A 12,818-nucleotide genomic window follows, 5' to 3' on the forward strand; every position below is an offset into this window, starting at 1 on the left:
TGGCCCGGCCCTAAATGCTGTTTTTATTCGCCCAGGTATTCTTCGGCGTGTTCGCTCTTGTATTTTTCCACAATGGCCTGTGCCTTGGGAATTTCTTCCTTCACGGCATCCAGAGCCTTGCGGATGTGCTCTTCGGTATGGGCGGCAGAAAGGAAGAAGCGCAGCCTGTCGGTGCCTTCTTTCACTGCCGGGAAGGTAATGGGCATGACATAGATGCCACGCTTGAAGAGCGCGTTGGACAGGAAGCCTGCAACCATAGGATCGCCCACCATAACAGGCACGATGGCGTAGCCCTGAGCCGCGCCTGTGTCCAGACCGATGCTGGCGGCGTAATCCACAAAGAACCGGGAAATGCCCTGCAATTTATGCACACGTTCCGGTTCGCGCAGCATAATGTCCAGCGCCTTGTGGCAGGCCACGGCGATCACGGGGGGCATACCCACACTGAAAACAAAACCCGGCGAACCGTACTTCAGAAATTCCACCAGTTCGTGCTTGCCAGCGATAAACCCGCCGCAACCGCACATGGACTTGGAGAGCGTGCTCATCCACATATCCACTTCATTGGCGTCAATGCCGAAATATTCGTGCGCGCCACGCCCGGTCTTGCCAAGCACGCCCAAAGAATGGGCTTCGTCAACCAGCAGCATGCAGTCGTACTGCTTTTTCAGCTGGATGATGCGGGGCAGATCAGGAATGTTGCCGTCCATGCTGAACAGGCCTTCCGTAACGATAATGGCCCGCTTGTGTTCGGCGCGCTTGGCCTTGAGCATTTCCTCAAGGGCATCGCAATCGTTATGATTGTACGAGTAGCGCGCGGCGTGCGACAGGCGTGCGCCCTGCACCAGCGAGTTGTGGGCCAGGCCGTCATGAAAAATGGCGTCGCGGTGGCCGAGCAGAAAGCCGAGGGTGGACACGTTGGTGGCATGCCCGCTCACGTAGACAATGCAGTCTTCCACGCCATAAAGGTCGGCGAAGGCACGCTCAAGCTCACGGTGCGGCGGGCGCTCGCCGCCCACAAGGCGGCTGGCTCCGGCGGACGTGCCGTAAACGGTGGCGGCGCTGGTGACGGCCTCGGTTATTTCCGGATGGGCGTTAATGTCCAGATAGTCGTAGGTGGAAAAGTTCAGATATTCCTTGCCGCCAATGAGTGTGGTAGCCTTGGCTGCACGCTCGTGGCAAAGAAAAAGAGGATTTTCCATCCCCATCTTGGCTCCCATCTCCACAAGCCGGTCAAAGGCGAGCTTGGAACGCATGCGGCTGAAGCCGCCTGCGGAGCTTTCTGTAGCGGCAGTAGTTGATGCCGCCTCTTGTCCAGCCTGACAGGAATGGTCGTTCTTCATGCCTAATCCTCTTAAATTTGTCCAAAAAATGCACCGGCCCGCAGCCCTGCAACAAGCAGCCGGACAGAGGGCGCAACTTTGTAAGGATTCAGTATAGCCAAACCGTCGAGCTATGGCAAGTGCGTAATATCAAATCCTCATCAACCCGCCACAGCGGCAGCTACTGTGCATTTCAGGGCTTTTACAACCGCCTTTCAACGCAAATGCGCACGGCGGCATTCCGCTGCCGTGGCCTATTTTCTGCCCGGCTTCTGGACAAGAGAATCGATATACCCTAGAATACCGCCCTTAGCCGATATATGCCGCTTCGGCCCAATCGATCAACCGCGCGCCGCAGGCCCGAGTTTTATGCAGCAAGACCCTGCCCCAGCATACGGCACTTCGCACGGCAAGCCCTGCGCAACGGACAACGCCGTCCTTCAGGACGGACTGCTTGTTGTGTCGCCTCCTTGCGCCATCCTTTCCTGCCCTGCTCCTGAAAATCCGGCCTCTGCCGAATCCCGCGCTTCTTCAGGCGAAATATGCGCCCAGGCTCTGGTTCGCCAGTGCCTTGACTGGCTCAAGCTTACCGGAAACCCTGGCCCCGTCATGCTCTGGCTCTGCTGGAACGAGTCCAGCACTCCGGCCCATCTGGCCCAATCCCTGAGTCTTGCTGCGGAAGGTCTGCAAAATCTCTGGCGCATCGGTCCGGTACGCCTGCAGTTTGAATCCTTCCGCCCCGGCCAGATTCACGAGGCCGAAAAGGTTCTGCGAGCGGCCCTTGATCAAGGCACGGATGCAGCAAAAAGCATTTACCCCTGCATGACCAACGAGGCGGCCCGCCCAGATACTATGGGTGTGAGCATGCCGCAGTGCCCCAACTACTATAATTCCGATGCGAATAGAGCGCTGGGCGACGAAGAACCCATGCGCCCGCAAGCCGGACGCGTGCCCACCATTCTTTTGCTGGATTTTTTGGCAGATAAAACTCCGAACCTGCAGTGCCAGCCTCTTCTGCTGAGCCTGCCTGCTCCTACGCCTCCGTGCTGCGACATGCTCAAATGCCGCAAGAATCCACAGCAGGTGACAGAGGAGCCCCGGCCCGAAACCGCGCCAGCCCTCTGGCAGCCCTGCAACCTTGCAGCCGAAGCAAAGCATATCCAAGCAACTGCTACAGACACCACAAAAATGCCCGATTATCAAAATTTGCCCGAAGAACTTATTCTGGATGGCGTACGCTACGCTGACCTGCCCCAAGACGGCATTATGTGGCGTATGGGAACCACCAATCCCCTATGGCGGCAAGACCTGCTCTCGCTGCCGCACAATCCCGATGCAGCAGCCCTGGCGAGTCTTGAAGGGCGCGGCATCTGGCTGGCCCCCAAGACCGATGCGCCGCCCCTGGCAGTCATGTGCTGCGGCATGGGCTCGGTCTGGCCGGGCATGGGCCGCGAACTCTACGATAATTTCCCTGTGGCGCGCGCCGCGATGGACCGCATCGCCGCTGTTGCCGATTGGGACATACTTGGCCTTATGGACGAAAAAGACGTGGAAAAGGTCAGCCCCACACGCTGGCAGTCTCCTTACACGTTTATGCTTGAGTTTGCGCAGTGGAGCATACTTTCTTCACTGGGTCTGCAGCCCTCGCTCTTCTGCGGGCACAGTCTGGGCGAGCTGATTGCCCTGTGCTTCAGCGGCATCTACACGCCCGAGGTGGCCTGGCATATTCTTGATACCCGCGCCATCCACATGGCCGAACTGGAAGCTGCTGCCACCCGTGAAATGGGCATGATGGCCGTACACGCCAACGCTGAAATCATTGATGAAGCATGCGCTGCATGGCCCGCCCTCTACGTTTCCAACTACAATACTCCGCAACAATTTATTCTGAGCGGACCGCGCGAAGTATTGATGGAAGCCCGCAAAAGCCTGCGCAAGCGCCGTATACCTGCCATCGTGCTCAACCTGAATCTGGCCTTCCATCATCCAAGCATGCGTGTGTTGCGCGACCTTTCGCTGCGCCGCCTCAACGCGCTTGAGATGCGCGCTCCCCGCCACCCCATGCTGAGCGGCACCACCACGGATTTTTATCCTGACGACCAGCCATCCATCTGCCTGCAAATCGCCGACCTGGATGAAAATTCCGTCCGCTGGACAGAATGCGTGCACACGACATGGCGCAGAGACGGCATCCGTCACTTTCTGGAGCTGGGACCGCAGGATACACTGTGCAGTCTTGTCAGCGACACGGAACCCCGGGCCCTTTGCCTGCCTGCGGGACGCAAGGGCAAGGAAGTGGAAGGCATGCGTCAGACATGCGCCCGCCTCTATGCGCTGGGACACTTGCGCAAAAATTCTATCCGCACACGCATCGCCGATGTTCGCGGCGGCAAAGATGCTGCCGCAGCAGCGCGTATGCCGCTTCCGCATTGTGGGCTTGTGCCTGTGGATTCCCCCGACTGCGGCGCAGGCTGCGGGACATGTTCCACTTCTTCCTGCGGCATAACCGCCACAGAAACCTCGCCGGTAAAAACAGATGCCGTGGTTTCTGCCCCTGTTTCCGGCGCAGACGCTGCGTCCGCCCCTGTGAAAGCTACGGCTTCCGTATCATCCGCAGCCGCCTTGCGCGTGGTGCTGGATGTTCTGGCCCGCGCCTGCGGCCGCCCCGTGGAAGAACTGCGGCCAGACCTTGACCTGCGCTACGATCTTGCCCTGCGCTCCAGCCGTTTTCCCCTTATTATTCAGGAAGTGGAAAAAGCGCTGGATATTACCGTCAACTTTGAAGATCTGCTGCAGGTTTCCACAGTGGGCGATCTCGCTCGCGTTCTGGGCGCAGTCAATTTTGGCGAAACGGCCGATTCCGAAAAATCCGGGGCGGCAAGTCAGGTGGCAGCTCGCCAGACAGCGCTGGTTCATGCTTGCGCGCCGCTGTGCCGCTTCAGCCCCATGCGGGGGAGTGCGCAAAGCGAACACACGGCAAAGGCCGGCAGTGGGGGGGCGACACATGCCCTGCTGCCGCTGCCTCTGGACCCCTGCGGTCAGGGCTTGCCCATCCGGCGAGGGGATATTCTGGCCCTTCTGTTTTTTGAACCTGATCTGCTGCCCGCTCTCATGAGCGGCCTGGCACCACTTGGATGCGTGCTGGCCGTGCCGCGCGCCCAGGTTGAAGCATGCGCCCCGCTGGCCAAGGCGGGCAGCCGCATTGTGCCCCTGAATATTGACCTACACGCCCCTCGGAATGCCGCAGAGGCACGTTCGTTGGCCGAAGATACCAGCGCGGCCCTGAGCGATCTGGCTAAAAAAGAGGGCAAGGTTGACGGCCTGCTTTTTGTGCCTGCCGCACGTTCCGAAAAAGGAGAAAAGGAAACCGGCCCGGCACTTTCAGCCGCCGCCTTTGCCTCCGCAGACATGCCCGAGTTGCTGAGCGCGGCCATGCGAGTCACCGTGCCGCACGGGCTGCGCTATGCCTGCCTGTGCAGTCTGCTGCAACCCACGGCTGAAAACCTGCGCGGCGATGGCCCGCTGGAAAAGCGCCTTGAGGAACTGGGGCAGGAAGCTGGCGTTGCCACCCGCGCCATCCGGCTTCTGGAAAAAAATCTTCGCGCAGGACTTAACGACTGGGGCGATATGCTGGCCCGTGAACTTTTACGCGGCACCGCCTGCCAGGTGCTGTGGGTACGGCCCACGGCCCTGCCCGCTTTTGCAGCGCCCGCTGACCAGGCAGACAGCTGCTCCCACGCATCTGCTGCGCAAGAGAAGAAGGGGCAAGGGCTCATCATCACGGAAAAACCGCGCTTCTATCCCCTGGTTTTTTCCGATCCGTATCCGCCTTACCGGGCCACTTCCACGCTTTTTCAGGGCTGCTGCCATTACTCGCGGTTTGCCGATACCGATCTGGCCCTTCATGGCGGCCAACCTTGTAATACCCTTGACGGTACGCCCTGGTTACCTCCAAGCCGTGCCCTGGCGGCCTTGCTTGAAGCCTCAAGCTTATGGCTTCCCTGGCTAACAGCCACTGGTTTTTCAGACCTGCGGTTTTATGATCTTCCCCAGCTGCCGCCCGGCATCACCCGCGAATGCAGGGTCGCTATGGAGGCAGAGCCCTGGCTCATGCAGGACGGCGTAATGACGCGCCAGTGCCGCGGCACTCTGGACGTACGCGGACTTTCAGCCAATGGCAGACATCTTGAGCGCTATGCGCCCGTGGCTGAAGGCATGACCATTCTGGCCGCGGCCAACGGGCAGGTGCCGCCCCTGTGGCCTGATGAAAATGAACCCCCGCGTGCGGAACAAATTCAACAGACCTTAGATACCGATCTTTTTTATAATTCTGTAGGCTTTGGCGCGCCCTGGCGCATGCTACGCGAGTTTACCGTTCTGCCTAATCACAGATATGCCGCGCTGTTGGACCATTCGCATACAAGCATTGCCCCCGAGGGCAATAAAGGCTATACTGACGTACTGCATGTGGTGGAGGGAATGGCGCAGGCCGCGTGGATGGCAATTGCCCAGGAAGCCGGAGAGGCAGAGGCGATTGCCGCTGTCATACGAAACTGGCATCTGCAGGCTGCGGGATTCATACGTTTTGGGGGCGAAAGAGGCAAAGGACCGTGGCTCATAAGGATGAGACGTTCTTGGTCTGCCCCAAATCTGTTGCGCTTTGACGGCCAGGCCGTTGACGAACGCGGACGCGTCTTTCTTACTCTCCATCATCTAGAGTTTAACCGGCGGGACACCGGAGCCGCCGCGCTTTAGCGCGTCTCCGCCACAGTGACAGTGACTATACCAACGCGCAAAGTGCGCGACATTGTAAAGGGTGCCTGATGCCGCATAACACACGTCCTCTCTTTTCAGCGCGGTCATATCTGCCGCTGCTGCTCGTTATGACCCTGTTTTTCTCAGCATGCGCCTCAAACAAGGCGGGACTGAAATCTCCGGAACTTCCGGCCAAGCACTGGCTGGAAGAGGCACCCGGCGTTCCGGTAGAAAACAAGGCCAAACTTGAAGCGGCAGTGCCCAACCTGTATGATCCCAGCAAGGTTTTCACCTACGAGGACTGCGTCTTTCTGACCATTCAGCAGTCGCCCCTTCTGGTCAACAGCGCGGTAGATCTGGAGATCAAGCGCGTAGCCCTTACCGACGCCGTGTGGAAGTACCTGCCCGAGCCCCGTATGACCATGCAGGTCACCAACAACCTTACGCGCAACAACATGGACCACAAGGACACCCCTGGCGACTACGGGCGTACCAAGTTCACCGTGGGTTTCTATGCGGCCTTCCCCAATCCTGTGGCCACCTATTTTGAGCACCAGGTGCAAAAGGCAATGGTCAATCTGGCCATCTCCACGCACCGCAAGGCTGTGGGCGAAGCCATCTACAAGATCGCCCAGGCCTATCTGCAGCTGCAGGCGCAGAAAAAAATCGTCAAGGTTCAAAAAGAACTGCTGCCCATCGGCAAAGAACTCATAGCCTACTGGCAGCAGGTGGAGTCCGTAGACGGCCGCCAGGGGGTTTCCCTCAACTTGGCCATGCAGCACCAGCGTGAGCTTGAGCTGATGGTAGAGCAGACCAAGATGAAGGAAGTCATGCAGCTCACCCAGCTGAAAATACTCGCGGGTGTGGACCCGCAGCACAAGCTGGACGTAGACACGTCAAGCGCTGACGAAATTCTGAAAGGCTTCAATGGCCGCAGCCTCAAGTGGGACGACCGCTGGAATACCACTGAAGACGATTTGCTTTTGCGCGGCCAGATCAAGCTGGGTGACTACAATATCATGGTCGCCTGGGCTCAGTATCTTCCAAACATGAGCATCGCCGTCAACAACAGCCCGCCAGCGGGCCAGTACCAGCCTGCCAGCGGCAGTGAAGACACCTTCCTGCATCTGAACTTTGACTTTCCCCTGCTGGACTGGGGACGCCGTTACCGTGGCGTGCAGACGGCACGCATGATGAAGGCGCAGGCTTTCCACGAAATGGCCCGCAAGCGCACAGATTATTCCAACAAGTGGCTGCAGGCGGAACAGAACGTGGCACTGGCTGAAACCGAGCTCAAAATCGCGAAAACGCGTTTTGACACTGCGGCCATGCAGTACAAGGAAGCCCACATTTCCTTCAACGAAGGCATTGCGGATCTGCCCAACGTAGCCGACAGGCAGGAAGCTATGGTGCAGGCCCAGATCGCTTTTATTCGGGCAGAACTGACCTGTGAACTGGCTCAGCTTGAATGGATGTACATTTCCACCTCGCTTCAAGAACGTTTCCTCGGCATGCCCGCCAAGGAGGTGCTGTAATGGCGCCCTATTCACGCATCGCCTCTTCGGCCCGCAAGTGCGCGCTAGGCATTGCCGTGGCATTTCTGGCCAGTCTGACTCTTGCCACCGCTGGCTTTGCGGCCGACAGCGGAAAAATTGGCGTGACCATTCTTACAGGCAAAGTCGTGACGACAGTCACCCGGGCCGTGCCCATGCCCTTTAGCGGCGTGGTGGACTCAGTACTGGTCAAACCCGGCGAAGCAGTTGAAGAAGGCGCGCCTCTCATGCGCTACCACCTATACGAAGATGCGGAACGCGCCCTGCAACGGGAAGTCATGCAAGGCCCCAGCACAGAAGGCCTCAACGGGCAGGTGCTGGACCTTGAGCGCAGACTTGCTGAAACCATTGCCCAGCGTAACAAGGCCCGTCAGCTTGCAGCTTCGGGCCTGGGCTCGCGTCAGGCTTCCGGACGTCTTGAAGAAGACGTGAGCTCCCTGCAACGCCGCATTGAGCTCACGCGTACTACCATAAAGAAAGCTGAAAACAGCTTTGCCATCCGCCTCAAGGAACTGAGCAGCTATTTCGGACAGGAAATCAAGGAAGGGGAAATTCTGCCAGAAACCCTGACCCTGACCTCGCCTCTCAAGGGCTATGTGCTATCGCTGGATGCCACGCTCAACCCCGACACTCTGCTTCCGGCGGGCAGCGTTCCCATCAGAGTGGGGCAGCTTGACCCTGTGCTTATTCAGGTGCCCGTCTACGAAGCCGAAGTCAGCGGCATCAGCGAGGGCGACAAGGTTGCGGTAGAAATCCCCTCTCTCAACAACAAGGTCTTTACGGGCAAGGTTACAGAAATATCTTGGGTTTCCAGCGATATGAGCGTGTCCAACCCTTCCTACTACACTGTGGAAATCACCGTGCCCAACCCGGATCTGGAGCTTAAACCCGGCTTCAAGGCTGTTGTGCGTTTCGGGGGCGGCAGGTAAAGCCCCCGCATGAAGCTCAAGAGCATTCCCCGCAGGCTCGGTTACATTCTAGGCGCGCAGTGGACGCGCGACCTGGCCTGGACAGCCTTTACCATTCTGCTTGCCCGCCGCAGCCCGGATATTATGGGGCAGGTGGTCTTGGCCCTCACTTTCGGCTATCTGGTTAAGACCATTGCTGATGTGGGTCTCAATGATTTTCTGTTGTCTACCTTTGCCAGGCGGGAAGGCCGGCCACGGGCTTTGCTGGGCGAAGTAACATGGCTCAAGCTTACCGTGCTGGTGCTGGCTCTGGCTGTAACATGGCTGGTAACCGGATGGCAGAATTACAGCCCTGAGCTGCGCCTTATCGTGCTGTGTATTGCCGCAGGGCTTGGCCTTGACGGGGTGAGTGACTCATTTTTCGCGCTATGCCAGGCTCGAGGCCGACAGGATGTGGAAATGCGCATCCGGGTGCCCTCTGCCCTCATCGGCATAGGCTTCGGTATCGCCTGCGTAGTTATGGGCGCGCCGCCCATTATCATCGCACTTTACAAACCCATTGAATCTATACTGTGCATCATTTTTGCCCTCACAGCGCTTGGCCGCAACCCGCTGGCGGGTGTTGGCCGATCTGGCATGCTCGATCTGGCGCGGCAAATGAAGCATGGCCTTATCTTTACCTGCATGGCCGCCTGCGCCATGTTCTACAACAAAATCAACGTCATTTTTCTCAAGCAGTACGGCGGCAACGCCGATGTGGGCGGGTACGGAGTAGCCTGGGAGACCGTGGAAGGGCTTTCGGTTCTGGTATCAAGCGCACTTCTGGGCAAGGTTATTTTTCCTCTGCTGGCAAAATTCTGGCAGCAGGATAAAAATGCCTTCCGGCAGCTTGCTGGCCAGACTGCCCGGTCTTTGTGGGCCGCCTCCTTGCCCATCATCTTTCTCATTTGTGTGGAAAGTGACCGGTTTCTGCCTTTTATTTACGGCCCAAGCTATGAGAGCGCCGTTCGGGCGCAGCAATTGCTGACGCCTTGCCTGGCTACTGCCTTTCTGCACAACCTTGCAGCCTATGCTATGATAGGCATGCGCCGCCATCGCCTTCTGCTGCTTTTCTACGTCAGCGGGCTTATTCTTAATATTATCTGCTGCCTGACGCTTATCCCGGCCATGCCTCTTGAAGGTGCGGCGCTGTCTCTTACCATCACCAAGGTTTGGGTTGCCATCCTTACTGTGGGCTTTTTTCAGTGGACAACCCGCCCGATGAGTGCGGCACAATGGCTGCTCATGCTGGCTACCGCTGGAGTAAGCATTGCGTTGTGGTGGGGCACAGGCAAAGTTGCCCCTCGTGAAGTTGCTGAAGGCGTGGGGCTTCTTCCTCTGCTGGCCTTGTTCTGGTGGTGGCGGCCTCCCCCGCCATTTGAAAAAAAGACGCCGCAAGCTCAATAGTGAAGACGCAACTCTTCTGAATTGACCCTGTCTTGCTGCCCAATCATCTCAGTGAATTGTGGCTTCTGGGTCACCGTTTTCAGTATAAATACCATAAGCACCCCTGCGAATATCACCCTTCTTCGCTCAAGGCGAAACTGACTTGTTTTCAGCCTGAACCCAGAGCAGAGTCGCCTCACTGGCCTTTCGTAGCTCTTTTTTCCAAGGTCTCCGCAGACCAGATACCATTTCGGTGTTGAATTATTCTGGCTTGCGTCTGCAGTTTTGGAAAATAGTGCGGACTACCGTTGGAATGCTTCACCGTTCAAAACTATCATTCTGCCCAAAATGCAGTTTTGCCAAAATCCATTTACCATTGCAGCACGCTGTACACTCGTTCCACGTCAGAGCCTTTGACCATTTTCAAAGTTAACATTGCTCTAGACCCATCCGGATTGTTGTCTACCGTGAAAAATCTTCGGTGACATTGCCGCACGATTTTTTAGATGCAGATGCAGTGCCTACTTCTGCCGCCGTGCCCGGCCTCAGGCGATCTATCTCTCTAATTCTAATGCAACGCAGGAATAAATGATGGCGTTTCGCGGCGCGCTGGGAAACCACTGAGCGAAGTTAGGAAGCTCCCGAAGCTAAAGCCACGCAGCACTTGTTGAACCGCGGAATATGGAGATCCAGTGGGAGTGCAGGAGAGCTCGGAAGGGCACTGCCCCCAACAGGCCCTTATGCCGCACGCCGCGCAGGTGGATAAAGTGGCACTAATAAAAACAGAAGACATTGAAAGTGTTACCACTCGGCAAGAAATTGCTTCGACCGTCACTACACAGACGTAAAGCGTTGCAGCGCAGTAAACTAAGCTTGGCTTAAGTCGATGCCGCATAGGCTTAACACTCTGCAATATTACCAAACTGCACTCAACCCGCATACATAAGAACACAGCCTGTTCCACGCAGTCCCCACTGTATTCGGTAGGCTCACGTTCTCGTCACCGGCTGACAGCCAGGCGACCTCCAAAGACAACAAAAAATCCATAATTACGCCAGCATTTCAAAGTGATACCGCGCTTGCCCTTCTGTCATATTCCGGTCTTGGCATTGACGAGGGTAATTAGCTGCGCGTAGCATACAAAATCAGCTTGCCTCAGTATGGGGCACAATCGTGCACAAGGATTTTCATGGCAAAAGACCTTTTCTTACAACGTAGACGCTTTCTTAAAGGTCTGACTTCTGCCGGAACGGCTGCCGGTGTGGGTCTGGCAGGTCTGAATCCCGCCCAGGCCATGTCTTTGCGCTTGTCCACAGGGGGCACCGACTGCTGCACAATCATCGATGTCGATCGTTGCACTGGCTGTGGTGCGTGCGTATCCGCCTGCCGATCCCGTAACCTTTCGCGCCTGCCATTGCCCCAAAAACCCATTCCAGAGCCAACCCCATCATGGATTCCCATCAGCGACTGGTCAGAGCGCAGGCAGGTAACGAACCGCCTGACGCCGTACAACTGGATTTACATCCAGAGCTGCACTCTGCCTGCCCCTAGCGGGTCACGCCGGGTTTTCATGCCGCGCCGTTGCCTGCATTGCCTCAACCCGCAATGCGTAAGCCTGTGCCCTTCAGGGGCAGCTCGCCAAAGTTCGCAGGGGGCTGCATATATTGATGAAAATATCTGTTTTGGCGACGGCCCCTGCCAGAGGGCTTGCCCCTGGTTGATACCCCAGCGCCAGTCAGGTGTTGGACCCTACCTTAAATTTGCCCCTCGCTATATAGGGTATGGCCTGGTTTTCAAGTGCGACTATTGCCACGAGCTTTTGGCACAAGGCCAGCCCCCAGCCTGTGTTGCAGCCTGCCCAGCCAAAGCCCAATATTTTGGCATCCGAGACGACATGATTGCCCAGGCGCAGGAAATGGCGCACCAAAGAAACGGAGAAATTTTTGGGCTCAGGGAAAATGGGGGCACCAATACCCTTTACGTTTCATCAATTCCCTTTCGCGACATTGAGGCCGCCATGCTGCAACAGGAACAGGTAGGATTTGGCAAACCGAGCTTACGCCCGGCTGGAGCCAGCATGGAAAAAGAAAACAGCCTGGTCGACATAGTGCTGGCGGCACCACTGGCGGGGGTGGCATTGGCTTCTTTGCGTCTATGGCGCAACTGGCTAAAGGCCCGTAAATCATGATGCGCTCGCAACGCCCCCCAACCCGGCTTTTTTCGGGCATGTTCAGCGCTTTCTGGGTAGTTGCCCTTCTGGTTGCGACACTGTCCGGCTTGGCCCATCTGCCAGTGGCTGTTCGTTACAGCCTGATCAACATAGATAATCAGGCAACCGTATGGCACTACTATGCAGTAGCCTTACTGCTCATGCTTGAGACATATGCCGTCATTATCTGGTGGGCACAGGGCAGAGGGATGTTTTCCTTTACACGCTGCGGAACTATCCGCACGACGCTGCTTGCTATACTGTCTGTTACCGGGCTGATTCTTATGCTGCATAACCTGCCTGATGTCGCTGTTTTTGGCCGTGCATACTCGGCCATAAAGCTTTGTCACCTTTTCAGTGGCCTGCTGCTTGTGCCCATTCTTCTGGTGCAGTGTTGCCTGCGGCTTGCCGGAAAACCCAGTGCATTGAAAACCTGCACAGCTAAAAAAACTCATCCCCCGGCGTAAACTGCATTGCAGTTTACTGCCCGAAGGGATGCTGAAGGCCCAGAATAACAGATAAAAATAAATTTTCGACCACGGGAATGCGATCTGATACAGGTCACCCTTAAGTGTCGATGTCAGACGGCAGTTCTTCGTTCGATAAAATTGTCGCCGCTATTACCCCACAATGTATGAGACTTTTC

7 protein-coding genes are annotated in these 12,818 nt (G+C 57.0%); 6 read left to right on the forward strand and 1 reads right to left on the reverse strand.

What is annotated here, in order from left to right; genetic code table 11:
• Window positions 1-23 precede the first annotated feature (23 nt).
• Complete coding sequence (locus QM579_RS05395; protein ID WP_414998156.1) at window positions 24-1,343, reverse strand: aminotransferase class I/II-fold pyridoxal phosphate-dependent enzyme; 1,320 nt, start codon at window positions 1,341-1,343, stop codon at window positions 24-26.
• 348 nt (window positions 1,344-1,691) lie between these two features.
• Between QM579_RS05395 and QM579_RS05400 the strand changes: the two genes are divergently transcribed.
• The 6 genes from QM579_RS05400 to QM579_RS05425 all read left to right on the forward strand — a co-directional run bounded on the left by QM579_RS05400 (window position 1,692) and on the right by QM579_RS05425 (window position 12,639).
• A complete protein-coding gene (locus QM579_RS05400) occupies window positions 1,692-6,077 on the forward strand; it encodes an acyltransferase domain-containing protein (RefSeq protein ID WP_414998157.1) in 4,386 nt (1,461 codons plus the stop codon).
• Between the two features lie 68 nt (window positions 6,078-6,145).
• Complete coding sequence (locus QM579_RS05405; protein ID WP_414998158.1) at window positions 6,146-7,612, forward strand: TolC family protein; 1,467 nt, start codon at window positions 6,146-6,148, stop codon at window positions 7,610-7,612.
• On the forward strand, window positions 7,612-8,559 hold the full coding sequence (locus QM579_RS05410) for an HlyD family secretion protein (protein WP_414998159.1): 948 nt from the start codon (window positions 7,612-7,614) through the stop codon (window positions 8,557-8,559). The genes QM579_RS05405 and QM579_RS05410 overlap by 1 nt, the downstream gene beginning before the upstream one ends.
• 9 nt (window positions 8,560-8,568) lie before the next feature.
• A complete protein-coding gene (locus QM579_RS05415; protein ID WP_414998160.1) occupies window positions 8,569-9,984 on the forward strand; it encodes an oligosaccharide flippase family protein in 1,416 nt (471 codons plus the stop codon).
• 1,168 nt (window positions 9,985-11,152) lie between these two features.
• Entirely contained in the window at window positions 11,153-12,151 is a 999-nt protein-coding gene (locus QM579_RS05420) for a 4Fe-4S dicluster domain-containing protein (protein ID WP_414998161.1), read from the forward strand.
• Entirely contained in the window at window positions 12,148-12,639 is a 492-nt protein-coding gene (locus tag QM579_RS05425) for a FeS-binding protein (protein WP_414998162.1), read from the forward strand. Before QM579_RS05420 ends, QM579_RS05425 begins: the two co-directional genes overlap by 4 nt.
• Window positions 12,640-12,818 lie beyond the last annotated feature (179 nt).

The organism is Desulfovibrio sp. (assembly GCF_047607245.1).
Lineage (GTDB): Bacteria > Desulfobacterota > Desulfovibrionia > Desulfovibrionales > Desulfovibrionaceae > Desulfovibrio.

Excerpts from the sequence above, each read along its gene's own strand:
- QM579_RS05395 (WP_414998156.1), bottom strand. The coding sequence starts at position 1,343 with ATGAAGAACGACCATTCCTGTCAGGCTGGACAAGAGGCGGCATCAACT.
- QM579_RS05400 (WP_414998157.1), top strand. The coding sequence starts at position 1,692 with ATGCAGCAAGACCCTGCCCCAGCATACGGCACTTCGCACGGCAAGCCC.
- QM579_RS05405 (WP_414998158.1), top strand. The coding sequence starts at position 6,146 with ATGCCGCATAACACACGTCCTCTCTTTTCAGCGCGGTCATATCTGCCG.
- QM579_RS05410 (WP_414998159.1), top strand. The coding sequence starts at position 7,612 with ATGGCGCCCTATTCACGCATCGCCTCTTCGGCCCGCAAGTGCGCGCTA.
- QM579_RS05415 (WP_414998160.1), top strand. The coding sequence starts at position 8,569 with ATGAAGCTCAAGAGCATTCCCCGCAGGCTCGGTTACATTCTAGGCGCG.
- QM579_RS05420 (WP_414998161.1), top strand. The coding sequence starts at position 11,153 with ATGGCAAAAGACCTTTTCTTACAACGTAGACGCTTTCTTAAAGGTCTG.
- QM579_RS05425 (WP_414998162.1), top strand. The coding sequence starts at position 12,148 with ATGATGCGCTCGCAACGCCCCCCAACCCGGCTTTTTTCGGGCATGTTC.